Origin of the sequence: Sphingomonas sp. Y38-1Y (assembly GCF_032391395.1) — a bacterium.
Classification (GTDB): domain Bacteria; phylum Pseudomonadota; class Alphaproteobacteria; order Sphingomonadales; family Sphingomonadaceae; genus Sphingomonas.
Genome location: NZ_CP135916.1, coordinates 2,729,676 through 2,751,985, shown reverse-complemented (window position 1 = coordinate 2,751,985; position 22,310 = coordinate 2,729,676). Strand labels below are relative to the sequence as shown.

Here is a 22,310-nt window from a genome sequence, read left to right as displayed (position 1 = left end):
CGTTTACCACGGACGCTGCAAAACGGCCGCCGGATCAGGCAGGGGCGCGTTTGCCCGGGTAAGGATGGCCGCATGAACATGGTGCAGGGCACGGGCGGGGAGGTCAGCGGCGCGGCGGGCGGCGCGGGGCATCCGCTCGACATCGGCTCGGACGAGCGCCGCATGCATGTGCGCGCCTATAATTACTGGGTGTCGCTGCTCGGCGGGCGTGCCTATCCGTCGATCGAGGACCTGGATCCTGCGAACATCGCCGATTTCGGCGCCAACAGCGTGCTGCTCGATTTCTCGATAGGGATCGATGATCCTTCGATCCAGTATCTCGGCCGGTCGCTGCGCGAGGAATGCGGCGTCGATGCCGGCATCCGCAAGATCAGCGAAGTGCCCAGCCGCTCGCTGCTGTCGCGCCTGACCGACCATTATCTTCAGATCATCGCCAATCGCGCGCCGATCGGCTTCGAGGCCGAGTTCGTCGGCCAGCGCGGCGACAACACGCTCTATCGCGGCATCCTGATGCCGTTCTCGTCCGACGACGACACGATCGACTTCATCTATGGCGTCATCAACTGGAAGGTGATGGTCGACGCCGAGACGCAGGCGCGCCTATCCGCCGAGGTCGAGGCGGCGCGCCGCGACCTGCCGCGCATCGACACGCCCGCGCCCGCCGCCTGGGCCGATGGTCCGTCATCGGGCTTCGACGCGCCGCCGGTCGACGAAGCGTCGGTGACGCCCGACCTGCTCGATGCCGACATTGGCCTGGCCGACCTGCTCGACCATGCGCGAGCCTGTGCCGCGGACGTGGGGAGCGCCGATCAGCGCACCCGCGCCGCGCTCTACCGCGCGCTCGACCGCGCCTATGCCTTTGCCGAGGCGGCGGCGCGCGATGCGGAAGGCTATGCCGAACTGCTCGCGGATGCGGGGCTCAAGCCGCAAGCACGCGCGCCGATGACGCCGATCGTCAAGCTCGTGTTCGGCGCCAACCACGACAAGACGCGGCTGACCGAATATGGCGCGGTGCTGACCCATGCCCGCCGCCACGACATCGCCGCGGACGCGTTCGCCGCATTCCTCTCGGGTGCCGAGGGCGGGGTGAAGGGCATCGTCGCGGCCGAGCGTGCGGCCCGCCGCCCGGCATCGCGCCCGGACACGCTGGCCGATGCCGCCGCCACGCTGCGGGCGCGCGCACCCATCGCGGCGCTACCGATCGCCGCGGGTGACGACGAGTTCGTGCTGCTGCTCGCGCGGGCGGGCCTGGACGGCATGCTCGAGGTCGTCGCGCGGGTCGAGAACGAGACCGGCCTGACCGAACGGGCAATTCGACGCGCCGGGGTCTGATCGTAATACTTGAGACGATCGGCCAACGGGCGCATAGCCGCGCCCATGCTGAAAAAGACAGGCACGACGCCGGCCAAGGCGATCGCAGCGCGCTTCTTCGACGGGGCGCTTCCGGGAGAGACTGAAGGCCTGGACAAGGCCGAGCGCGCCGATGCGGTGCGCTTCGTGACGGAGGCGGCGGCGACGCGCCCGCCCGGCCAGGCATCGATCGCGATCGACACGTTCGCGCGGGGCGAGCGGCGGCGGATGCGGCTCGCGGTCATCAACGACGACATGCCGTTCCTGGTCGACTCGATCGCCGCGACGATTGGCGCGGCGGGCGGCCCGATCGAGCGGATCGTCCACCCGGTGCTCCGCGTCGAGCGCGACGCCGAGGGGCAGCTCAAGCGGCTGGTCGAGGATGAGGGCGGATCGCCCGAATCGATGGTCTATATCGAGATGGATCGCCTGGACGCGAAGGAGCGCCGGGAGCTGGTCGAGGATCTCGAGCGCAACCTCGTTCATGTCCGCCGCGCCGTCTCCGACTGGCCCCGGCTTCAGGCCGCGCTTCAGGCCGACGCCGACCGGACCGAGGATGACGAGGGCGCGGCGCTGCTGCGCTGGTTCCTCAACGGCAACATGACGCTGCTCGGCCATGAATTCTGGGATGTCGAGGGCGGGGTGCGCGATGCGATCGGCATCGCCGGCGAGCCGCTGGAGACGCCGCTTCTGGCAGAGTCGTCGCGCGAGCTTGCCGCCGAATGGTTCGCCAAGGGCGGGCGGTCGCCGCTGCTCCTCAAGTCGAACTGCATCTCGACCGTCCACCGCCGCGTGCCGCTTGACCTCATCCTGCTGCCGATCCTGGATGGCGAGCGGGTGACGGGGCTGTCGATCCATGCGGGGCTGTGGACCAGCGCGGCGCTTCACTCGACGCCGAACGAGGTGCCGCTGCTTCGCCGCAACCTGAAGGCGCTCAACGCCCGCTTCGGCTTCGATCCGAAGGGCCATACCGGCAAGGCGATGGCGCATGCGCTGACCGAGCTGCCGCACGACCTGACCACCGCGTTCGACCAGGATGCGCTGGAACAGCTCGTGCTGACGGCGATGTCGATCGCGGATCGCCCGCGGCCCAGGCTGGTGCTCGTCAAGTCGGCGCTCGGACGCCACCTGTTCGGCTTCGTCTGGCTGCCGCGCGACGAGCTGACGACGGGGCGCCGCGAGGCGATCGGGACGATGCTGGCGGAAGCGGCGAGCGCGTCGCTGCTCAGCTGGTCGATCAGCCTGGAGGACGGCGAGACCGCGCTCATCCGTTACACGCTCGACCTGCGCGGGGCGGGGCGGATGCCCGATGCCGACGCGCTAGACCAGCGCCTGGTGCGGATGATGCGCGGCTGGTCGGCGGCGGTCGAGGCTTCGCTCGTCGACCTGGTCGGTGCCGGCCGCGCGGCGCGCCTGGCGCTGCGCTTCGCCAGCAGCTTCCCCGTCAATTATCGCAACAGCTCCTCGCCCGAAGAGGCGGCGCAGGATACGTTGCGCATCGCCGAGCTGGAGGAGGCGGACAATCGCCAGGTCCGCATCCTGGCCGACGACGATCCCGATGACGGCCGCTTCCGGATCAAGATTTATCGCCAGGGCGGGGCGCTGCCGCTGTCCGACGCGGTGCCCGCGCTCGAGAATTTCGGCTTCCGCGTCATCGCCGAGGTGCCGACCCTGCTCGAGGGCGACGAACAGATCGTCATCCACGACTTCTATGTCGACGTGCCCGGCGCGCCCGATGCCGAGCGCCGGATCGACCACGCGATGGTCGAGGGCGCGATCCAGGCGGTGCTGGAAAACCGCGCCGAGAACGACGCCTTCAACCGGCTGGTGGTCGAGAGCGGCACCTCGCCGCTGTCCGTCGTCCTGTACCGCGCCTGGTTCCGCTATCTGCGCCAGACCGGGCTTGCTTACGGCCTGTCCACCGTCGTCGATGCGCTGCGCCGCGCGCCCAAGGTGGCGGCGGGACTGATCGCGCAGTTCTCTGCCGCGCACGATCCCTCGCGCCCCAACGGTCGCGAGGCTGCGGTCGAAAAGGCGGCAAAGGCGATCGAGGCCGGCCTGGACGCCGTGTCCGCGATCGACGACGACCGTATCCTCCGTGCCCTGGGCGGCGTCGTCGCCGCGACGCTTCGCACCAACGCCTTTGCGCCCGCCGCCGACGAGGCGCTGGCGTTCAAGCTCGATTCGGCCAAGGTCCCGGGTCTGCCGATGCCGCTCCCCTGGCGCGAGATCTTCGTCTATTCGCCACGGGTGGAGGGCATCCACCTGCGCGCCGGCCCGGTCGCGCGCGGCGGGCTGCGCTGGTCGGACCGGCGCGACGACTTCCGCACCGAGATCCTTGGCCTGATGAAGGCGCAGCGGGTCAAGAACGCCGTGATCGTGCCGACCGGCGCGAAGGGCGGCTTCTATCCCAAGCAGCTGCCGCCCGCCTCCGATCGGGAGGCATGGCTGGCCGAGGGGACGGAGAGCTATCGCATCTTCATCCGCTCGCTCCTGTCGATCACCGACAACATCGTCGAGGGCGCGGTCGTCCATCCCGATCAGGTCGTGATCCACGACGGCGAGGACCCCTATTTCGTCGTCGCCGCCGACAAGGGCACGGCCAGCTTCAGCGACGTCGCCAACGCGATCGCGCAGGAGCGCGGTTTCTGGCTGGGCGACGCCTTCGCCAGTGGCGGGTCGAAGGGATACGACCACAAGGCGATGGGCATCACCGCCAAGGGCGGCTGGGTATCGGTGCAGCGCCACTTCCTCGAAATGGGCGTCGACGTTCAGACCCAGTCGATCGACGTCGTCGGCTGCGGCGACATGTCGGGCGACGTGTTCGGCAACGGCATGCTGCTGTCAAAGGCGGTGCGGCTGCGTGCCGCGTTCGATCACCGGCACATCTTCCTCGACCCCGATCCCGACGCTGCGGCAAGCTGGGGCGAACGCGACCGGCTGTTCCAGCTGCCGCGGTCAAGCTGGGCCGATTACGACCCTTCGCTCATCTCCAAGGGCGGCGGCGTCTTCGCGCGCACCGAAAAGTCGATCAAGCTGTCGAAGCAGGTGCGCGACCTGCTTGGCATCGACGCGGCGGAGCTCGACCCCACCGCGCTGATCGGCGCGATCCTGAAGGCGCCGGTCGACCTCATCTGGTTCGGCGGCATCGGCACCTACATCAAGGCGGGGCACGAAAATAATGCCGAGGTCGGCGATCCCGCCAACGACCGCCTGCGCGTCAACGCCGAACAGGTGCGCGCCAAGGCGATCGGCGAGGGTGCAAACCTGGGCGTGACCCAGGCGGCGCGCATCGCCTTTGCCGCGCGCGGCGGACGCATCAACACCGACTTCATCGACAATTCGGCGGGCGTCGATTGCTCGGACAACGAGGTCAACATCAAGATCGCGCTCAATCGCGAGGTCACCGAAGGACGCCTCAAGCTCGCCAAGCGCGATGACCTGCTCGTCTCGATGACCGATGAGGTCGCCGAGCTGGTGCTGGAGGACAACCGCCTCCAGACGCTCGCGCTCTCCTTCATGGAGAATGACGGTGCGGTCGCGGTGCCGAGCTATGTCCGCGTGATCGAGATCCTGGAGGCGAGCGGCCGGCTGGATCGCCAGGTCGAGGGGCTGGGCACCAACGAGGACATGCTCCGCGTGGCGCAGGAGGGCAGGGGGCTCACCCGCCCCGAGCTCGCCGTGCTGCTGGCAAGCGCCAAGCTCGCGCTCCAGGATGCGATCGAGCACACCGATCTGGGTCAGGATGCCGAGCTCGAACCCGACCTGATGGCCGCCTTCCCGCGGCCCATGCAGAAGAAGTTCGCCGACGCGATCCGCCAGCATCGCCTTCGCGGCGAGATTGTCGCGACCAAGCTCGCCAACCGCGTCGTCAATCGCCTGGGTGTGCTCCACCCCTTCGAGCTTGCCGAGGAGGAGGGCGCGTCGATGGCCGACATCGCCGGCATGTTCGTCGTCGTCGAGCGATTGTTCGGCCTGCCCGCGCTCTGGGAAGCGATCGAGACCGCCGAGATGCCCGAGGGCGCGCGCCTGGCGCTGCTGGAGGAAGTGGCGGTGGCCACCCGGTCGCAGATCGCCGACCTGCTCCGCGTCGCACTCCCCGGCACGTCGCCCGGCGAGGTCATCGGGCGGCTGAAGCCCGGCATCGCCAGCCTCGACCGCCAGACCCGCGAGCTGCTGCTCGAGGAAGCGAGCGCACAGTCGGCGCGCATCGCCGCCCGGCTGGAGTCCGCGGGCGCACCCGCGTCGCTAGTCAAGAAGGTCGTCCGCATCTTCGAACTCGACGGCGCAGTTGGCCTTGCCGATCTCAGCCAGCGGCTGGGGACGGAGGAGGCGGTGCTGACGCGCGCGTTTACGCATCTGGGTCACGCGCTCGGCCTCGACTGGGCACAGGCGAATGCGGCGCGGGTCGGTTCCGGCGATCCGTGGGAGCGGCTGCTGATCGCCGGCCTTGCCCGTGATTTCCAGCAGCTTCGCCTCGACTTCCTCGCGCGGCATCGGGACGGCGATCCGCAGGCGGCGGTGGATGCCTGGCTTCAGGCCAACAAGCCGCGTGTCGAACAGTTCGCGTCGCTGGTCGCGCGCGCGCGCCGCGCGCCGACCCCTAGCGCCGCGATGCTCGCGCAGATCGCCGGCCAGGCGCGCGTCCTGCTCGGCCGCTGATTTCGGAACGGGCGCGGTTCGTCGCCGCGCCCGTTCCGTCCATCTGTTACCGGAAACAATTTGTTGCGTTGCCCCGCGAGTATTGCAACGCGGCCCCGCCTAGCTTGCCCTTCGAAGACGCCACGGTGCCGTAGCGTCAGTCTCGAAGGACGTGCCCCCTTGCTCGAATCGATGAACCTCACCGCGCTGATGCTCGCGCTCGGACCGTCGTGGAACGACGTCGTCAGCGCGTTGATTGTCGCGCTCGCGGTCGGAGTGTGCGTCACGGTCGAGCTGCTGCGCGCACGCTGAAGCCCTGAAATGACGAGGAGAGATCGAGCGATGCGGATGATGGTGATGCTGGCCGCGACGACGCTGGCAGCGTGTGGGACGAGTGACGCGAGCACGGACAATGGCACCGTGGTGCTGAGAAACCTTGCCGACACGGAGGTTGCCGCGCCGCGGCCCGAGCACCTCAAGATCGTTGGCCAGCTCATCCCGACCCCGTCGGACTCGCAATCGCGCTATTACCTGCTCCGCCACCGCACCACGCTTGTCGGCACCAGCATCGCGATCATGCGCCAGGAGAAGGGCGACCGCGTCGCCTATGCACGGACCGAGGTGGATTGCGCGCGCCGGCTGTTCCACGTCGTTGGCGTTGCTTCGACCCGCGGACGCGTCGAGAGCGACGTCGCGCATGACGGGCCGCTGCGCTCGATCCACGGCCTGCCGCTGCGCGAGGAACTGGCGGCATATGTCTGCGAACGGTCGGGCACCCCGCTGCGGGACGCCTGATCGCTCAGTGGAAGCGTTCGCCGCGCGATAGCTGGTCGAGGATCTGGGCCATGCGCCGCGCGCGCGTCTCCGGGCGCTTGGCGGTCTGTAGCCGATAATAGATCGGGTAGAGGTTCCTGCGATCCAGCGTATCGAAGAACGCCTGTGCTTCGGGCCGGGCGGCGAGCGCGTCGAGGAAGTCCTGCGGAATCACCATCGTCGCCGATCCCTGATAGGCGGTGTCCCAGCGGGCATCAGCCCGCGCCGCCTCGACATGCGCGAGGCCGGCGGCGGTCATCCGCCCCTCGGCGATGAGGCGGTCGGCGTGATCGCGGTTCTTGGCCGACCAGTTCGAGCCGGCGCGCCGCGGCGTCAGACGCTGGAAATACGATGCGGCATCGCCTGCCTGCTTCTGGCCGTCGATCCAGCCGAAGCGGATCGCTTCGACGACGCAATCGGTCCAGGTGACGCTGGCGACGCCCGATCCCGCCTTGAAGATGCGCACCCAAAGCTCCCGAGCGCTCTGGTGATTGGCAGCGAGCCAGTCGGCCAGGGCTTCGGGGCGGTCGAAGGCGATCGCTTGGTCGGTAGCAGGCGTCATCGCCCGCACGCTAGCCGACGTCGCCGGCGGCGCATAGCGCAGCCCGGTCGGTCAGCAGGGTCAGCCAGTCGAGGAACACGACGACGCGCCGCAGCTTGCGATTGTCCTGGTGCATGACCGTCCAGAAGGACCGCAGGATCGCGTGATCCGGCAAAACCTGCACGAGCGTTTCGTCCCGCGCACCGATGAAGTCCGGAAGCACGCCGACGCCCGCGCTCGACGCGATGAGGCGGTGCTGGGCGTTGATGCTGCTGCTCTGGATCGTCGGTTCGAGCGCAGCGTCGATCTCGCCCAGATAGCGCAACTCCGGGGCGTAGAGCAGGTCGGGGACATAGCCGATCAGCGGATGACGGCGCAGGTCGTCGGCCTCGCCGATCGGCGGCGCGCCCATCAGGTACGATTTCGCCGCATAAAGGTGGAGGGTGTAGTCGGAGAGCTTGCGGCTGACGACGGGCCCGGTCCGCGGCCGGGCCAGCATGATTGCGATATCGGTTTCGCGCCGTGACGGGCTGAGAAAGCCCGAGCTGGCGACGAGTTCGACCGTGAGCTTGGGGTGCGCGGCGCAGAACTCACCCAGGTGCCGCGCGAGGAAGCCGGTCCCGAACCCTTCGGACACGCTGATCCGCAGCGTCCCCGCGAGGGTCGATCCGTCGGCGGGCATGTCCTCGATCGGCAGGGCGGCGCGATCCATCTCCTCGACGTGGATCAGCAGCTTCTCGCCCGAATCGGTCAGTGTCTGGCCATCGCGTCCCTGCTCGAACAGCGTCCGTCCCAGTCGCTGCTCAAGGCGGCGGATGCGTCGCCCGATCGTCGAGGCATCGACGCCGATCGTCCGCGCCGCCACGCCCAATTTGCCCGCGCGCGCAACCGCGAGGAAGTCCTGGAGTTCGGTCCAGGAGAGGCGTGCTCGCTCTTGCATCGATGCAGTCCAGCCTTGCAGAATCGCGGGTTGATTGCACGTGCGCAAGCGTTCAAGCAAGCTGCCAAGGAGAGACGGCATGCGTGCAATCGATCATTTCATTGCGGGACAGGGCGAGGCGGGCAGCGGGCGGACCAGCCCGGTTTTCGACCCCAACAGCGGCCAGGTGCAGGCCGAGGTTTCGCTCGGCGACGCCGCGTTGCTGGAGGTCGCGGTCGCCGCCGCGCGTGCCGCGCAGCCCGCCTGGGCCGCCACCAACCCCCAGCGCCGCGCCCGCGTCATGTTCCGCTTCAAGGAACTGGTCGAGGCGAACATGGACGAGCTCGCCCGCACGCTCTCGTCCGAGCATGGCAAGGTGATCGCCGACGCCAAGGGCGACATCCAGCGCGGCCTTGAGGTCGTCGAGTTCGCCTGTGGCATCCCGCACGCGCTGAAGGGCGAATATACGCAAGGGGCAGGGCCGGGCATCGACGTCTATTCGATGCGGATGCCGCTCGGCATCGGCGCGGGCATCACGCCGTTCAACTTCCCCGCGATGATCCCGATGTGGATGTTCGGCGTCGCGATCGCCTGCGGCAACGCCTTCATCCTCAAGCCCAGCGAGCGCGACCCCTCGGTCCCGGTTCGCCTGGCCGAGCTGATGCGCGAGGCGGGGCTGCCCGAGGGTATTCTCCAGGTCGTGCACGGCGACAAGGAGATGGTCGACGCGATCCTCGACCATCCCGCGATCTCGGCGGTAAGCTTCGTCGGCTCGTCCGACATCGCCCACTATGTCTATCGCCGCGGCGTCGAGGCGGGGAAGCGCATCCAGGCGATGGGCGGCGCCAAGAACCATGGCATCGTCATGCCAGACGCCGACCTCGACCAAGTGGTGAACGACCTGTCGGGCGCGGCGTTCGGCTCGGCAGGGGAGCGGTGCATGGCGCTTCCCGTCGTGGTGCCGGTCGGCGACAAGACCGCCGACGCGCTGCGCGAAAAGCTGATCCCCGCGATCGAGAAGCTGCGCGTCGGCGTCTCCACCGATGCGGAGGCGCATTACGGCCCGGTCGTGAACGCCGCGCACAAGGCGCGCGTCGAGAACTGGATCCAGACCGGGGTGGACGAGGGCGCCGAGCTGGTCGTCGACGGGCGCGGCTTCACGCTTCAGGGGCATGAGGAAGGGTTCTTCATCGGTCCGTCGCTGTTCGACCGCGTGACGCCGAAGATGCAGAGCTATCAGGAGGAGATCTTCGGTCCCGTCCTCCAGATCGTCCGTGCGCCCGATTTCGAGACGGCGGTGCGCCTGCCGAGCGAGCATCAATACGGCAACGGTGTCGCGATCTTCACCCGCAACGGCCACGCCGCGCGCGAATTCGCCGCCCGCGTCGAGGTCGGCATGGTCGGCATCAACGTGCCGATTCCCGTGCCCGTCGCTTATCATACGTTCGGCGGGTGGAAGCGCTCGGCGTTCGGTGACGTCAACCAGCACGGCATGGAAGGCGTGCGCTTCTGGACCAAGGTCAAGACGGTGACGCAGCGCTGGCCCGACGGGTCGCCCGACGGCAGCAACGCCTTCGTCATTCCGACGATGGGCTGAGCGCCTACCCGATCAGCCACGCGAAGGCGCGGCGGAGACGCCGCGCCGCGTCCTCGGTGAAGATCGTCCCGTGCGCGAAGACGACGCGGGTCGGCGCGGTGGCGACGAGCGCCGCGACCGCATCGCGCGCCGCCTCACCACCCAGCGCGACGGCGGCGCGTACGTGCAGCGCGGTCGTTTCGCGCGTCGCCAGCGTGGCCCGCATCAATGCCGAGGTGATCGGCGGCAGCCTGGCCGGCTCCAGATTCTCGATCAGGTCGACCAGGATCAGCGTTCCGCTCGGCTTGTGGAAGAAGCCGGCCTCCTCGAAGCCGCGGCCGCGGACGATCCGCTGGTCGATGACGCCTGACCAGGCATCCGGCGCGATGTCGCTCAGGTCAAGGTCGATGCGGACCCCCGATCGTCGCACCGGTGCGCGCTTGCGCAGCGCGGGGACCGCCCAGGTAACGGCCTCAGGAAAGGCGGCCTGCCAGCCGGTCAGGAACGTCCAATGCGCGATGTTCGGCGCGACCAGATGCCGGACCGGCCCGATCGGCGCCAGCGCCTCGGCCAGCGCCGGCGTGTGCCGAACGGGCGAGTGGAGCAGCAGGCCACCGTCCGGCAACCGAACAACGGTCATGCGTAGCGGCAGGCTCAGCCCGGCGACGTGGATCGGCCCGCTGTCGACCACCCAGATGTCGGGCGCGAGCGGCTTCGGCACGTCGAGCGGTGGATAGGTGACCGGCAAGTCGCGATGCCTCGCCCCGCGCGTCGCCAGCAGCGCGATCGCCGCCGCACCCGCAACCGCACCGGCCGCGATCAGCTTCTTACGCAGCTGCCGTTCCGACGTAACGCTTGAAACTCGGTGATCCATCGCCATCCTCCGCGTTCGCAGAGGAGCGCAATATTTCAACGTAAGTTCCGGATCTGGCTGGATGAGGCGGGCCGGTAACGCCCGCGTCGTCGCTGGTGACCCCTACGAGAATCGAACTCGTGTTTTCGCCGTGAGAGGGCGACGTCCTAACCGCTAGACGAAGGGGCCGTCGTTGCGAGAGGCGCCGCTTACCGGGGGGTGGGGCGAGCGTCAAGCACGTTGTGACGTTCGGAACATCATCGCGCCCATGCGTTGTTCGCGCATGCAGCATGTAACGCTCCTGGGCCAGCGCGTGCCCGGCTTCGTCATCGATATCGGCGTGGTGGCGCTGGCCGTCCTGATCGCGCTCGTCATTCATGCGCTCGGCATGCGCGTGCTCGACCGGATCGCGCGGCGCACGCCGGGGTCGGCGGACGACATCTTCGTCGCGCATGCGCGAAAGCCGCTGCGCTGGATCGGCGTCGGCATCGCGCTCGCCACGGTGCGCCGTTTCCTGGACCTATCAAAGACGGCGGATGCGGCGTGGACCCAGGCGGCGGGGCTGATCGTGCCGCTGCTGGTCGGCTCGCTCGCGATCGCGATGATCCGCGCGGTGGGCAAGGCGATCGAGCTCGATGCCGACATCACCGTCGCCGACAATCTGCGCGCACGGCGGCGGCGGACGCGCAGCGCCATCCTGGTGCGGATCGCGGTGTTCGGCGCGGGCTTCCTGACGATCTGCCTGATGCTGCTCAGCATTCCTTCGATCCGCAGCGTCGGCGTCACGCTGATGGCCTCGGCGGGTCTCGCCGGCCTCGCGGTCGGTGCCGCTGCGCAGCCGCTCCTCAAGAACCTGATCGCCGGCATCCAGATGGCCTTCACCGAACCCGTAAGGCTGGACGACGTCGTCATCGTCGAGGGCGAATGGGGGCGGATCGAGGAGATCCGGCTGACGTACGTGGTCGTCGCGCTGTGGGACGAGCGGCGGCTGGTGGTGCCGGTCTCGCAATTCCTCGAGAAGCCCTTCCAGAACTGGACGCGCAACGCCAGCCAGCTGCTGGGGTCGGTGTTCCTGAACCTCGACCCCGCCACCAACATCGACCGGCTGCGCGCGCATGCGGAGGGGGTGGTGAAGGCCAACCCGCGCTGGGACGGGCGCGCCTTCGTGCTCCAGGTCACCGATACCAAGCCGGATGCGATCGAGGTCCGCGTGCTCGCCACTGCGCGCGACGCGGGCACCGCGTTCGACCTGCGCTGCGACATTCGCGAGGCGCTGCTCGGCTATATCCGCGACGAGATGCCGGAGGCGCTGCCGCGCCGCCGCGTGGCGGTGGACGGCACGCCCGCGTCAGCCGCGACGTGACGCCTCCCACCGCTCGACATTCTGCGCCAGGACGTTGAGCGGCACGCCGCCGCCGCCCACGACCACGTCGTTGTAGCCGCGAAAGTCGAAGCGATCGCCCAGCCGCTGCTGCGACGCCATGCGCAGGCGATTGATCTCGCTGTGCCCGACCTTGTAGCCGCACGCCTGGCCCGGCCATGCGCAGTAGCGGTCGACCTCGCTCGTCACCTCGTCCAGGCCCGAGCCGTTGGTCTCCGCGAACCACTGGATCGCCTGCGCCCGCGTCCAGCGCTTGGCATGGAGGCCGGTGTCGACGACGAGGCGGCACGCGCGGAACGCGATCGACTGAAGATAGCCGAGCCGTCCGACCGGATCGTCGTCATAGACGCCGAGCTCGCCCGCCAATTGCTCGGCGTAGAGCGCCCAGCCCTCCGAATAGGCGTTGAAGCCCATCAGCGTGCGGATGAGCGGCAGCTTGTGCGTGTACTCGCCCTGCCAGACATGGCCGGGGATCGACTCGTGATAGGTCAGCGTCGGCAGGCTGTATTTGGTGTGCAGGTCGGTGGTGCGCAGGTTGATCCAGAAGCGGCCCGGTACCTTGCCGTCGATCGACCCCGCGCCGCCATAGGCGCCCGGCGCGCCGATCTCTTCGGCGGGTGCAATCCGGCGGACCTCGACACGCCCGTCGACCAGCGTCGCGAAGGCGCGAGGCAGGCGGGTGCGGATGTCGGCGATGCGGTCCTGGATCAGCGCCATGATCTGCGCGCGGCCGGCATCGTCGTTGGGGAAGGTGTAGCGCGGGTCCTTGGCCAGCGCGATCATCCGCGCGCCCACGCTGCCGCTTGAATAGCCGAGCTTCTTGAGGATGCCGTCCATCTCGGACTGGAGCCGGGCGAGTTCGGCGCGGCCCATCGCATGGACCTCGTCCGGGCTCATGCGGGTGGTGGTCGAGGCGCGGAGTGCCCAGGCGTAATAGGCGTCGCCGTCCCGGAACTTCCACACGCCGGCATCCGCGGTGGCGACCCTGGCGTGCTGCTCCAGCTCGGCGATCTGGCGGTCTAGCGCGGGGGCGACGCGGGTGGCGGCAATCTTTTCGGCGCGCGCGGCCCAGTTGCCGGAGATCGCGGCGGTCCGCTTGGCGAGCGAGCTGACGACGAGCCAGTCCTTCGGCTGCCCCTGGCGCGACAGGCGGATGCCGTCGAGCGTCTTCTTCATGAGCACGTCGGACGCGACGATGCCGCGGCCGCGCGCGCTCTCCAGCCGCCCGGTTTCGCCATCGAGCTGGTCGGCAAAGGCGTTCAGCCGCGCCAAATAGGCCTCGGCATCCGCGGCAGTCTCGACCGTGTGGCTCGAATCGAGGAACTTGGGGACGTCGAGATAGGCGCCCATGTTCTGCGCGACGACATAGGGCCCGTTGCGCCAGCCGCCGATGTCGATCGCGCCATAGGGAAAGCCATAGCCCTCCAGCGCGGTCGAATAGGCAGTGCGTGCGACCTCGACATCGGTGCGCGCCGTCTCGCTCGGCTTCAGCGTCTCGATGCGGCCGAGCGCGGTGCGCAGCCACGCCGCTTCCTTGTCGCGACCCGCCTGAGACCGGTCGGTCACGCGCGACTTGAGCGGCGCGCGCGCGCCGGTGTCGATGCCCAGGCCCGTTGCGCCCTCGGGCTGGAGGACGAGGAAGCTCTCGGCGATCGCGTCGAGCGCGGCGGCGCTGGGGTCGGGCGCCGCCTGGCGAGCACGGGCGGGCAGCGCGGCGAGCGCAAGGCCCGAGCCGGCGGCGGACATGAGGGTACGGCGCGACAACGACAGCGGCGAGGACATGGGAATTGGTTACTCCGGCAACGAAGCCACAGGTTCGACGACGAGCGTCAGCCCGTCAATGGCGACGACGCGCGCGGTCGCGCCCGTCCGCATCGCCGGCCCCCGCGCGGGCCACTCGCCATCGCCCAGCCGCACGCGCCCTTCGCCCGCCACGAAGTCGCTGGCGGCGACGACGGTGGCGCCGATGCTGCGTGCCGCCCGGTCGTTGAGCATCGGGTCCGACGAGGCCACCGCATCGCCGCCATACCAGCGCCGCCCGATCGCCACCGCCGCCGCCGACCACAGGGCAAAGCTGGCAAGCTGGCCGCCGAGCCCCAGATCGGGGAACAGCAACGTGAACGCCCCCGTCACCGCCGCGGCAAAGGCGAGGAAGACGAGGAACACGCCCGGCACCATCAGCTCGACGCCGGCGAGCAGCACCGCGCCGATCAGCCAGAGAATGCCGGGCTGGCTCAGCCAGTCGCCCAACTCAGCCCTCGCGCACCTGCGGCACACCCGGCCGCGTCGGCGGGGACGGCGGCTTGGGCGCAGGCTCGCGGCCGAGCGCCTCGCGCGCGAGCTCGCCGATGCCGCCCAGCGTACCGATCAGCTGCGTTGCCTCGACCGGGAACAGCACGGTCTTGGCATTGGGGCTGGTCGCGAACTTGCCGATCGCCTCGACATATTTCTGCGCGACGAAATAGTTGATCGCCTGGGCCGATCCCTGCTCGATCGCGTCGCTGACCAGCGCGGTCGCCTTCGCCTCGGCCTCCGCGGCGCGTTCGCGTGCCTCGGCATCGCGAAAGGCGGATTCGCGCCGACCCTCGGCCTCCAGGATGCGTGCCTGCTTCTGGCCCTCCGCGCGCAGGATTTCGCTCGCGCGGCTGCCTTCGGCCTCCAGGATGTTGGCGCGCTTCTCGCGCTCGGCCTTCATCTGACGACCCATCGCGTTGACGATGTCGGCGGGCGGACGGATGTCCTTGATCTCGACGCGCGTGATCTTGACGCCCCAGGGATTGGTCGCGTGGTCGACCACCGACAGCAGCCGCGCGTTGATCTCGTCACGCTTCGACAGCGTTTCGTCGAGGTCCATCGAACCCATGACGGTGCGCAGGTTGGTCGTCGTGATCTGTTGCAGCGCCACGAACATGTCGGAGACTTCGTACGCGGCCTTGGCGGGGTCGAGCACCTGGAAGAAGACGACGCCGTCGGTCGAGACCATTGCATTGTCGCGGGTGATGATCTCCTGCCCCGGAATGTCGATCACCTGCTCCATCATGTTCACGCGGCGACCCACGCGATAGAAGAAGGCGGGATAGAAGTTGAAGCCGGGTCGCGCGACGCTGGTGAAGCGGCCGAAATGCTCGATCGTGTATTGATAGCCCTGGCGCACGATCTTGATGCTGGCGAACAGGTACACGACCACCAGCAGCACGATCAGTCCCAGCACGCCGACGATCCCGTCCATCTTGTCCCTCCGTGTTGCGGTCGCATGTTATGCGCATCCCGCCTCATCGTCACCCCGGACTTGATCCGGGGTCCCGCTTCTTCGTTTCAGGTTCGAAAGAAGCGGGATTTCCGATCAAGTCCGGGATGACGGGAAGATGAGGCGGGGGTAGGGATCGCGTCATGAGCACCGCCCTTCGCCAACCGCCGCGCACGTCGCTGTTCCTCCCCGCATCGAATGCCCGCGCGATCGAGAAGGCGCGGGGGCTCGGCGCCGAGATGATCGTCCTCGACCTGGAAGATTCGGTCCGCGAGGAGGACAAGGCGCGCGCACGCACCGCCGCGGTCGCCGCGGCGGAGGAAGGCTTCGGACCGCGGCTGGTCGCGATCCGCGTCAATGGCGAGGATCATGGCTGTCACGGAGAGGACGTCGCAGCCGTTGCGCCGTCGGCGGCGGACTATCTGGTCGTGCCAAAGGTCGAGACCGCCGAACTCGCCGCGCGCGTGGCGGCGGCGGGCAAGCCGGTGCTGGCGATGATCGAGACGCCCGCGGGGGTGCTCGCGGCGCCCGCAATCGCCGCGGTGCCCGGCGTCGAAGGGCTCATCGCCGGCGTCAACGACCTGCGCGCGACGCTGGGCGTCCCCGCGGACAGCGGGCGCGCGGGGATCGGCTATGCGCTCCAGGCGATCGTGCTCGCGGCACGGGCGGGCGGCGGCTGGGCGCTTGACGGCGTTTACAACGCGCTGGAGGACGCAGAGGGGCTGGCGGAGGATTGCAGCGCGGGACGGCTCCTTGGCTTCGACGGCAAGACGCTGATCCACCCCAACCAGATCGATATCGCCGCGCGCGCGTTCGGGCCGAGCGAGGTCGAGATCGCCGAGGCGGAGGCGCTGATCGCCGCCGCGACCGGCGGGGCGGAGCGCTATCGCGGGCGGATGATCGAGACGATGCATGTCGAGCAGGCGCGGGCGCTGTTGGCGCGGCGATAAGGAAGACGAGGGCAGGGGGGTAGCGCATCCGGGCCCCCGCGTTTAGATGGGCCGCCAATCCTCGAATCGACCCACAGGATCCGGCGCCCCCATGGACATCACTCTCGGCCTCACCTTCGACGACGTCCTCCTCTATCCGGCGGAATCGGACGTCCTGCCGAGCATGGCCGACACGCGCACGCGGGTGGCGCGCGGGCTGGACCTCAACATTCCGATCCTGTCCTCGGCAATGGACACCGTGACCGAGAGCGACATGGCGATCGTCATGGCGCAGATGGGCGGCATCGGCGTGCTCCACCGCAACCTGTCGGTCGAGGAACAGGTCGCCGCCGTGCGCCAGGTCAAGCGCTTCGAAAGCGGCATGGTCGTCAACCCCATCACCATCACGCCCTCGGCACCGCTCAAGGACGCGCAGGCGCTGATGCAGCGCCATCGCATCAGCGGAATCCCGGTGGTCGAGGCATCCGGCAAGCTCGTCGGCATCCTGACCAACCGCGACGTCCGCTTTGCCGAGAATCCGGAGCAGCCGGTGTCCGAGCTGATGACGCGCGACAATCTGGCGACGGTGAAGACCGGCGTCACGCAGGAGGAGGCGCGCCGACTGCTCCACCAGCGCCGGATCGAGAAGCTGCTGGTCGTCGACGACAACTACGCCTGTGTCGGCCTCATCACCGTCAAGGACATCGAAAAGGCGGTGCTGTACCCGGAAGCGACCAAGGATGCCGCCGGCCGCCTGTGCGTCGCGGCTGCGACGACGGTGGGCGACAAGGGCTATGACCGGACCGCCGCGCTGGTCGATGCCGAGTGCGACCTGATCGTCATCGACACCGCGCACGGCCATAACCGCGACGTCGCGCGCGCGGTTGAGCGGGTGAAGAAGCTCTCTAACTCGGTCCAGGTCGTCGCCGGCAACGTCGCGACCGCCGAGGCGACCAAGGCGCTGATCGATGCGGGCGCGGACGGAATCAAGGTCGGCATCGGTCCGGGCTCGATCTGCACCACGCGCGTCGTCGCCGGCGTCGGCGTGCCGCAGCTCACCGCGGTGATGGATGCCGCAAGCGAGGGCGCGAAGGCGGGCGTGCCGGTGATCGCCGATGGTGGCATCCGCACCTCCGGCGACGTCGCCAAGGCACTGGCGGCGGGCGCGTCGGCGGTGATGATCGGATCGCTGCTCGCGGGCACCGAGGAAGCGCCGGGCGAGACGTTCCTGTATCAGGGCCGCGCGTACAAGTCGTACCGCGGCATGGGCAGCGTCGGCGCGATGGCGCGCGGTTCGGCCGACCGCTATTTCCAGCAGGACATCAAGGACCAGATGAAGCTCGTTCCTGAGGGAATCGAGGGTCAGGTGCCGTTCAAGGGCCCGGCGCGCGACGTCATCCATCAGCTTGTCGGCGGCGTGAAGGCGGCGATGGGCTATACCGGCAGCGCCACGCTGAAGGACCTGCGCGAGCGGGCGCGCTTCGTGCGGATCACCGGCGCGGGCCTCCGCGAAAGCCACGTCCACGACGTGACGATCACGCGCGAGGCGCCGAACTATCCGACGCGGTGAGGGTAGGAAGAAGTTTGTTCACGCAAAGGCGCAAGGGCGCGAAGCAGTTATGCACGCGGAGGCGCGGAAACGCGGAGGAGTTGCGTTGAACGGCGCCGCAGGCGCGCTCTACGCAGGTGGTTTGGGAGAGCCGCTCCGCGGCAAGCTCAACCTCTCTGCGTCCTCTGCGCCTCCGCGTGAACAATCCTTCTTCGCGTCTTTGCGCCTTTGCGTGAACCAACCTTCTTCCCGCCTCCCCATATGACCGATCAGCAAAAGGTCCTGCTGATCGTCGCGATCACCGGACTCTACATCTTCCTGCGCATCCGCTGGCTTCGCCGGAAGTGGCACGTGACGCGTGCCAAGCTCGCCGCCGAGCAGGCAAGGGAGCGCGGCGAATGACCCCGGGTGCACGCGTCCAATCGGCCATCGAGATCCTCGACCTCGTCATCGCCGCGGCCAAGGGTGGCGGGGCGGCGGCCGATACGGTGCTCGCGCGCTGGTTCGCCGCGCATCGCTTTGCCGGGTCGAAGGATCGCCGCGCGATCCGCGAACTCGTCTATCGCGCGATCCGCCGCTGCGGCGAGGTGCCGGCGAGCGGACGAGCGGCGATGCTCGCACTCGCCGACGATCCGGCGATCGCGGCGGCGTTCGACGGCAATGGCTATGGCCCGCCGGCGGTTGCCGAGGGCGAACCGACAGCGAAACCCGGGATCGCGCCGGCCTGGCTGGTCGATGCGCTCACCGCCTCCGGCGTCGACGCGGCGACCCAGGCGGCATTGCTCGACCGCGCGCCGCTCGACATCCGCATCAATCGCCTGCGCGCAGCATCGGTCTCGATCGATGGTGCGGAGCCGATCCCCGGCCTGCCCGACGCGCTTCGCCTGCCGCCCAACACGCAGGTCGAGCGCCTGCCCGAGCATGAAGCAGGCGCGATCGAGGTGCAGGACGCCGGCAGCCAGATCGTCGCGCTCGCCTGCGCCGCGCGGCCGGGCGAGCGCGTCGTCGACCTGTGCGCGGGGGCGGGCGGCAAGACGCTCGCGCTCGCCGCGGCGATGGCGAACCAGGGCGCGATCCTCGCTAGCGACAGCGACCGCGCGCGCCTCCAGCGCCTGCCGCCGCGCGCCGAGCGCGCCGGCGTGACGATCGCCGAGACGCGCCTCCTCAACCCCAATCGTGAGACGGAGGCGCTGGCCGACTGGAGCGAGGGCGCCGACCTCGTCCTCGTCGATGCGCCTTGCTCGGGCACTGGAACCTGGCGCCGCAATCCGGAGGCGCGGTGGCGACTGACGCCCGACCGGCTGGCGTGGCTGACCGCCACACAGGGGCGGCTGCTCGATATCGCCGCCGATCTCGTGCGACCGGGCGGGCGGGTGGTCCATGTCGTCTGCTCGCTGCTGGATGCCGAGGGGCGCGATCAGGCCGACGCGTTCCTCTCGCGTCACCCCGGCTGGCACGTGTCACCACCCCCGGTGCCCGCGGGAACGCCGCATGGCCTTGGAATCCGGCTCGACCCCCTCCATCATGGGACCGACGGCTTTTTTGTCGCGGTCCTCAATAAGCCGTGATAGCCCAGTGAGTGTGGTTTCGGAGAACATCATGCGGTTCACCAGCGTATCGGTCGCCCTTGCCCTTGCCGCGGTCAGCCTGTCGACGTCGCTGCACGGCCAGCGGCCGGACGACCAGATCGACGCACGGTCGCTGGCGCTGATGGAGCGCGCGAAGGCGGCGCGCGCGGCGGGCAACCTCTCCGCTGCCAACGACCTGCTCGAAAGCTCCGTCGTCGTCGATCCGCGCAACCGCCAGGCGTTCATCCTGCTGGCCGAAGTCGCGCGCTCGCAGGAGCTGCCCGGCAAGTCGATCCGCTTCTATCGCGAGGCGCTGACGATCGAGCCCAACGACCCCGCCGCGCTGGCCGGCCAGGGTCAGGCGCTGGTCGACAAGGGCGCGGTGTCGAAGGCGCGCGAGAACCTTGCCAAGATCAAGACGCTGTGCGGCACCAAGCCGTGCGGAGAAGCGACCCTGCTCGCCGCCGCGATCGCCAAGGGTCCGCCGATCACCGCGACCGCACAGCAGTCGGTCAATCCCCCATCCTCGGGCACGCCCGTCAAGAACTGACGATCGCTCTCCCGTTCGTGCTGAGCTTGTCGAAGCACGTACGTTCGGGACACGTCCTTCGACAGGCTCAGGACGAACGGCCGGAGAGGCTCACGCCCCCGCCAGCTTCGCCTGCCCCCATGCCGCCTGCGCGAGCGGGACCACGCGTTCGGCCATCGCCGCGGCACGGTCGCTTGAGGCGTTGCCGTCGATCACGCGCTTCTTGATCCCCTGGACGATGCCGACCAGGCGGAAGAGGTTGTAGGCGAAATACCAGTTGAGATTGGGCAGGCCCGCCCGCCCCGTCGCCGCGCAGTAGCGCGCCACCGCCTTGTCGAGCGTCGGCAATCCCTCGGCCGCGAAGTCGACGCCGGCCAGCCCCGCGCGGCCGTCGCGCGGCATCGCCCAGTTCATCGCCAGATAGGCGAAGTCGGCGACCGGATCGCCCAGCGTCGCCAGCTCCCAGTCGAGCACCGCGCGTACGTCGCCGTCATCGCCATAGATGAGATTGTCGATGCGGTAATCGCCATGGATGATCGAGATGCGGTCCTGCGCGGGCAAGGTGGTGGGCAGCCACTCGATCAGGCGCTCGACCTCGGCGATGTCGTCGGTCTGTGCGGCGCGGTACTGGCGCGTCCAGCGCGCGACCTGCCGCTCGATATAGTTGCCCGGGGGTGCAAAGTCCGAGAGGCCGAGCGCATCGGGATCGAGGCGATGCAGCGCCGCCTGGGTGTCGATCAGCGCTTCATAATGCCGGCGCCGTGCGGGCATCGGGACGGATGGGAGCGTGCCGTCCCAGTGCGTTGTTCCATCGACCTTTGCCATCAGGTAGAAGGCGGCGCCGATCACCGCCGCATCTTCGCACAGCGCGATGGGGACGGGGACCGGGAAGCCGGTCGCATGGAGCGCGGCGATCAGCCGGTACTCGCGCTCGATCGCGTGGGCGGAGGGCAGGATCGGGCCGAACGGCTTGCGGCGGAGGACGATCGCGCCGCCTTTGCTGGTGTCGATGCGATACGTGGGGTTCGACTGACCGCCGGCGAACTTCTCGGCGGCGGTGGCTGTGCCGAGCTGCGGCGCATGTGCCGCAATCCAGCCGGACAGTGCCGTTAGATCGAGGTCGCTCATACCCGTTGCTCGATCATCACCGTCCGTCCTGCCGCTCGCCTGAGAGGCCGGCATACCCAATCTTCCAAGATGTGCGCAATCACGCGTTTCTGCGATTTGCGACCAACCGCGGCACCAATCGAGCGAGCAAAGCGTTCCATGTACATGGAAAACCAAGCATTATCCTCAAGCGAAACCGGCGTTACCGCTCCAACCTCCGTCGACACCGATTATCTCTACCGCCGAGCCGAACAGGAACTCGTCCAGGCCCAGCGCGCGGAGCATCCCGCGGTGGTGCAGGCGCACTATGTGCTCGCCAGCTATTATCTCGATCAGGTCTATGGACCCGACGACGCCGACTCGAAGGCGGCCGCCTGACTCAATCGATCATCGCGGCGAGGGCGGGGGTGAGGTGCTCACGCACGCTCCCGTTTTCGGTCGCGATGATCCTCGCCGCCGGGCGAAGCGGCGCCAATGACGCGAGATCCGGCCATGCGATAGTGATCGCGGACGCGAGCGCGTCGGCAGCCATCGCGGTTCGCGCGACGACGCTGACGCCGACGACGCCGTTCTCAGGCGCTCGTCCAATGCGCGGGTCGAGATTGTGGGCGCCGCGGACATAGCTGCCACTGGTCGCCACGCCGACCTGATGAGCCGCCACTCTCAAGGGCGCCAACGCCATGCCGGGCGGTGTCTCCAGCTCGACCCACCAGGGATCGCCATCCGGCCGCATTCCGCGCCCTGCGAACTCGCCGCCGACCTCGACGATGCAGTGCCGGAGTCCGAATGTCGCGAGCAGGTCGGCAAGCGCGTCGGCGGCATGTCCCTTGGCAACCCCCGACAGATCGAGCTGGACGCCGCCGGGCTGGCGCAATCGCCGCCCCTCGCGATCCCAATCGAGCCGCTGCCATCCCGAACGAGCGCGTGCCGCGGCGATCGCCGCGTCCTCCGGCGTCGGCTGATGCCCTGGCGGGCCGAAGCCCCACAGGTCGACCAGGGCCCCTATCGCCGGATCGAACGCGCCGCCGCTCACGCGTGCTAGCTCCAGCCCGGCGTCGACGACATGGGCGAGATCGGGCGGCACCGTCACCCACTCGCCAGCCGACCGGTTGAAGCGCGACAGTGCGGAGTCCGGTGCCCAATGGCTCAGCGCCGCGTCGAGCTCGTCCAGTCGCGCCTCGACCGCCGCGCGCACCGCCGCGACAGGCACGGCGCGCTCGGCATAGAGGATGCGCCAGGTCGTCCCCATCGTCTCGCCCGCGAGCGCCGCGAGACGCGCCGCCGGATCATGGTCGGCGAGCGCGGCG

The 22,310-nt window shown here is 69.0% G+C and carries 19 protein-coding genes and 1 tRNA gene; 11 read left to right on the top strand and 9 right to left on the bottom strand.

The window, feature by feature from the left end:
- Nucleotides 1-72 precede the first annotated feature (72 nt).
- The 3 genes from RS883_RS13160 to RS883_RS13150 all read left to right on the top strand — a co-directional run bounded on the left by RS883_RS13160 (nucleotide 73) and on the right by RS883_RS13150 (nucleotide 6,786).
- A complete protein-coding gene (locus tag RS883_RS13160; RefSeq protein WP_315760634.1) occupies nucleotides 73-1,332 on the top strand; it encodes a hypothetical protein in 1,260 nt (419 codons plus the stop codon).
- A 45-nt stretch (nucleotides 1,333-1,377) separates the two neighbouring features.
- Complete coding sequence (locus RS883_RS13155; RefSeq protein ID WP_315760633.1) at nucleotides 1,378-6,012, top strand: NAD-glutamate dehydrogenase; 4,635 nt, start codon at nucleotides 1,378-1,380, stop codon at nucleotides 6,010-6,012.
- 321 nt (nucleotides 6,013-6,333) lie between these two features.
- Complete coding sequence (locus tag RS883_RS13150; protein ID WP_315760632.1) at nucleotides 6,334-6,786, top strand: hypothetical protein; 453 nt, start codon at nucleotides 6,334-6,336, stop codon at nucleotides 6,784-6,786.
- Nucleotides 6,787-6,790: 4 nt separating this feature from the next.
- On the opposite strand, the gene RS883_RS13145 is transcribed toward RS883_RS13150, so the two are convergent.
- Together RS883_RS13145 and RS883_RS13140 are read right to left on the bottom strand one after the other, a co-directional pair.
- Nucleotides 6,791-7,366 carry a YdeI/OmpD-associated family protein gene (locus tag RS883_RS13145; protein WP_315760631.1) on the bottom strand — a complete coding sequence of 192 codons (576 nt, stop codon included), beginning with the start codon at nucleotides 7,364-7,366 and terminating at the stop codon, nucleotides 6,791-6,793.
- Between the two features lie 10 nt (nucleotides 7,367-7,376).
- Entirely contained in the window at nucleotides 7,377-8,285 is a 909-nt protein-coding gene (locus RS883_RS13140) for a LysR family transcriptional regulator (RefSeq protein WP_315760630.1), read from the bottom strand.
- 79 nt (nucleotides 8,286-8,364) lie between these two features.
- Between RS883_RS13140 and RS883_RS13135 the strand changes: the two genes are divergently transcribed.
- Nucleotides 8,365-9,861 (top strand): CoA-acylating methylmalonate-semialdehyde dehydrogenase, encoded by a 1,497-nt coding sequence (locus RS883_RS13135; protein ID WP_315760629.1) that lies wholly within the window; start codon nucleotides 8,365-8,367, stop codon nucleotides 9,859-9,861.
- Nucleotides 9,862-9,865: 4 nt separating this feature from the next.
- On the opposite strand, the gene RS883_RS13130 is transcribed toward RS883_RS13135, so the two are convergent.
- Together RS883_RS13130 and RS883_RS13125 are read right to left on the bottom strand one after the other, a co-directional pair.
- The gene (locus tag RS883_RS13130) at nucleotides 9,866-10,714 is read right to left on the bottom strand and encodes a DUF4336 domain-containing protein (RefSeq protein ID WP_315760628.1); all 849 of its coding nucleotides are present in this window, start codon (nucleotides 10,712-10,714) and stop codon (nucleotides 9,866-9,868) included.
- Nucleotides 10,715-10,807: 93 nt separating this feature from the next.
- Nucleotides 10,808-10,882, bottom strand: a tRNA-Glu gene (locus RS883_RS13125).
- A gap of 94 nt (nucleotides 10,883-10,976) precedes the next feature.
- Between RS883_RS13125 and RS883_RS13120 the strand changes: the two genes are divergently transcribed.
- Nucleotides 10,977-12,056 (top strand): mechanosensitive ion channel family protein, encoded by a 1,080-nt coding sequence (locus RS883_RS13120; RefSeq protein ID WP_315760627.1) that lies wholly within the window; start codon nucleotides 10,977-10,979, stop codon nucleotides 12,054-12,056.
- Here RS883_RS13120 and RS883_RS13115 read toward each other — a convergent pair.
- Genes RS883_RS13115 through RS883_RS13105 form a run of 3 tightly spaced genes read right to left on the bottom strand, consistent with a single transcriptional unit; the run spans nucleotide 12,042 to nucleotide 15,303 of the window.
- The gene (locus RS883_RS13115) at nucleotides 12,042-13,820 is read right to left on the bottom strand and encodes a DUF885 domain-containing protein (RefSeq protein WP_315760626.1); all 1,779 of its coding nucleotides are present in this window, start codon (nucleotides 13,818-13,820) and stop codon (nucleotides 12,042-12,044) included. The two genes, RS883_RS13120 and RS883_RS13115, sit on opposite strands and share 15 nt — an antisense overlap.
- A 45-nt stretch (nucleotides 13,821-13,865) precedes the next feature.
- Nucleotides 13,866-14,324 (bottom strand): NfeD family protein, encoded by a 459-nt coding sequence (locus RS883_RS13110; RefSeq protein WP_315760625.1) that lies wholly within the window; start codon nucleotides 14,322-14,324, stop codon nucleotides 13,866-13,868.
- Nucleotide 14,325: 1 nt separating this feature from the next.
- A complete protein-coding gene (locus tag RS883_RS13105; protein WP_315760624.1) occupies nucleotides 14,326-15,303 on the bottom strand; it encodes an SPFH domain-containing protein in 978 nt (325 codons plus the stop codon).
- 161 nt (nucleotides 15,304-15,464) lie between these two features.
- Between RS883_RS13105 and RS883_RS13100 the strand changes: the two genes are divergently transcribed.
- The 5 genes from RS883_RS13100 to RS883_RS13080 all read left to right on the top strand — a co-directional run bounded on the left by RS883_RS13100 (nucleotide 15,465) and on the right by RS883_RS13080 (nucleotide 19,917).
- On the top strand, nucleotides 15,465-16,271 hold the full coding sequence (locus RS883_RS13100) for a CoA ester lyase (protein ID WP_315760623.1): 807 nt from the start codon (nucleotides 15,465-15,467) through the stop codon (nucleotides 16,269-16,271).
- 91 nt (nucleotides 16,272-16,362) lie between these two features.
- Nucleotides 16,363-17,820: an IMP dehydrogenase gene (gene guaB, locus RS883_RS13095; RefSeq protein WP_315760622.1), complete on the top strand. Its 1,458-nt coding sequence runs from the start codon at nucleotides 16,363-16,365 to the stop codon at nucleotides 17,818-17,820.
- Nucleotides 17,821-18,060: 240 nt separating this feature from the next.
- Nucleotides 18,061-18,201: a hypothetical protein gene (locus tag RS883_RS13090; protein ID WP_315760621.1), complete on the top strand. Its 141-nt coding sequence runs from the start codon at nucleotides 18,061-18,063 to the stop codon at nucleotides 18,199-18,201.
- Nucleotides 18,198-19,367 carry an RsmB/NOP family class I SAM-dependent RNA methyltransferase gene (locus RS883_RS13085; protein ID WP_315760620.1) on the top strand — a complete coding sequence of 390 codons (1,170 nt, stop codon included), beginning with the start codon at nucleotides 18,198-18,200 and terminating at the stop codon, nucleotides 19,365-19,367. The genes RS883_RS13090 and RS883_RS13085 overlap by 4 nt, the downstream gene beginning before the upstream one ends.
- A 31-nt stretch (nucleotides 19,368-19,398) precedes the next feature.
- Nucleotides 19,399-19,917, top strand: coding sequence for a hypothetical protein (locus RS883_RS13080; protein WP_315765137.1), 519 nt, complete (start codon nucleotides 19,399-19,401; stop codon nucleotides 19,915-19,917).
- Between the two features lie 90 nt (nucleotides 19,918-20,007).
- Here the strand turns inward: RS883_RS13080 and RS883_RS13075 are convergent, their stop codons facing one another.
- Complete coding sequence (locus RS883_RS13075) at nucleotides 20,008-21,024, bottom strand: phosphotransferase family protein (RefSeq protein ID WP_315760619.1); 1,017 nt, start codon at nucleotides 21,022-21,024, stop codon at nucleotides 20,008-20,010.
- A gap of 138 nt (nucleotides 21,025-21,162) precedes the next feature.
- On the opposite strand from RS883_RS13075, the gene RS883_RS13070 reads away from it, so the two are divergent.
- Nucleotides 21,163-21,381 (top strand): hypothetical protein, encoded by a 219-nt coding sequence (locus tag RS883_RS13070; RefSeq protein WP_315760618.1) that lies wholly within the window; start codon nucleotides 21,163-21,165, stop codon nucleotides 21,379-21,381.
- Nucleotide 21,382: 1 nt separating this feature from the next.
- On the opposite strand, the gene RS883_RS13065 is transcribed toward RS883_RS13070, so the two are convergent.
- The gene (locus tag RS883_RS13065; RefSeq protein ID WP_315760617.1) at nucleotides 21,383-22,252 is read right to left on the bottom strand and encodes an FAD:protein FMN transferase; all 870 of its coding nucleotides are present in this window, start codon (nucleotides 22,250-22,252) and stop codon (nucleotides 21,383-21,385) included.
- Nucleotides 22,253-22,310: the final 58 nt, after the last annotated feature.

Coding starts and splice junctions, on each gene's coding strand:
- RS883_RS13160 (WP_315760634.1), top strand. CDS start 73: ATGAACATGGTGCAGGGCACGGGCGGGGAGGTCAGCGGCGCGGCGGGC.
- RS883_RS13155 (WP_315760633.1), top strand. CDS start 1,378: ATGCTGAAAAAGACAGGCACGACGCCGGCCAAGGCGATCGCAGCGCGC.
- RS883_RS13150 (WP_315760632.1), top strand. CDS start 6,334: ATGCGGATGATGGTGATGCTGGCCGCGACGACGCTGGCAGCGTGTGGG.
- RS883_RS13145 (WP_315760631.1), bottom strand. CDS start 7,366: ATGACGCCTGCTACCGACCAAGCGATCGCCTTCGACCGCCCCGAAGCC.
- RS883_RS13140 (WP_315760630.1), bottom strand. CDS start 8,285: ATGCAAGAGCGAGCACGCCTCTCCTGGACCGAACTCCAGGACTTCCTC.
- RS883_RS13135 (WP_315760629.1), top strand. CDS start 8,365: ATGCGTGCAATCGATCATTTCATTGCGGGACAGGGCGAGGCGGGCAGC.
- RS883_RS13130 (WP_315760628.1), bottom strand. CDS start 10,714: ATGGATCACCGAGTTTCAAGCGTTACGTCGGAACGGCAGCTGCGTAAG.
- RS883_RS13120 (WP_315760627.1), top strand. CDS start 10,977: ATGCAGCATGTAACGCTCCTGGGCCAGCGCGTGCCCGGCTTCGTCATC.
- RS883_RS13115 (WP_315760626.1), bottom strand. CDS start 13,820: ATGTCCGCCGCCGGCTCGGGCCTTGCGCTCGCCGCGCTGCCCGCCCGT.
- RS883_RS13105 (WP_315760624.1), bottom strand. CDS start 15,303: ATGGACGGGATCGTCGGCGTGCTGGGACTGATCGTGCTGCTGGTGGTC.
- RS883_RS13100 (WP_315760623.1), top strand. CDS start 15,465: ATGAGCACCGCCCTTCGCCAACCGCCGCGCACGTCGCTGTTCCTCCCC.
- guaB (WP_315760622.1), top strand. CDS start 16,363: ATGGACATCACTCTCGGCCTCACCTTCGACGACGTCCTCCTCTATCCG.
- RS883_RS13090 (WP_315760621.1), top strand. CDS start 18,061: ATGACCGATCAGCAAAAGGTCCTGCTGATCGTCGCGATCACCGGACTC.
- RS883_RS13085 (WP_315760620.1), top strand. CDS start 18,198: ATGACCCCGGGTGCACGCGTCCAATCGGCCATCGAGATCCTCGACCTC.
- RS883_RS13080 (WP_315765137.1), top strand. CDS start 19,399: ATGCGGTTCACCAGCGTATCGGTCGCCCTTGCCCTTGCCGCGGTCAGC.
- RS883_RS13075 (WP_315760619.1), bottom strand. CDS start 21,024: ATGAGCGACCTCGATCTAACGGCACTGTCCGGCTGGATTGCGGCACAT.
- RS883_RS13070 (WP_315760618.1), top strand. CDS start 21,163: ATGTACATGGAAAACCAAGCATTATCCTCAAGCGAAACCGGCGTTACC.
- RS883_RS13065 (WP_315760617.1), bottom strand. CDS start 22,252: ATGGGGACGACCTGGCGCATCCTCTATGCCGAGCGCGCCGTGCCTGTC.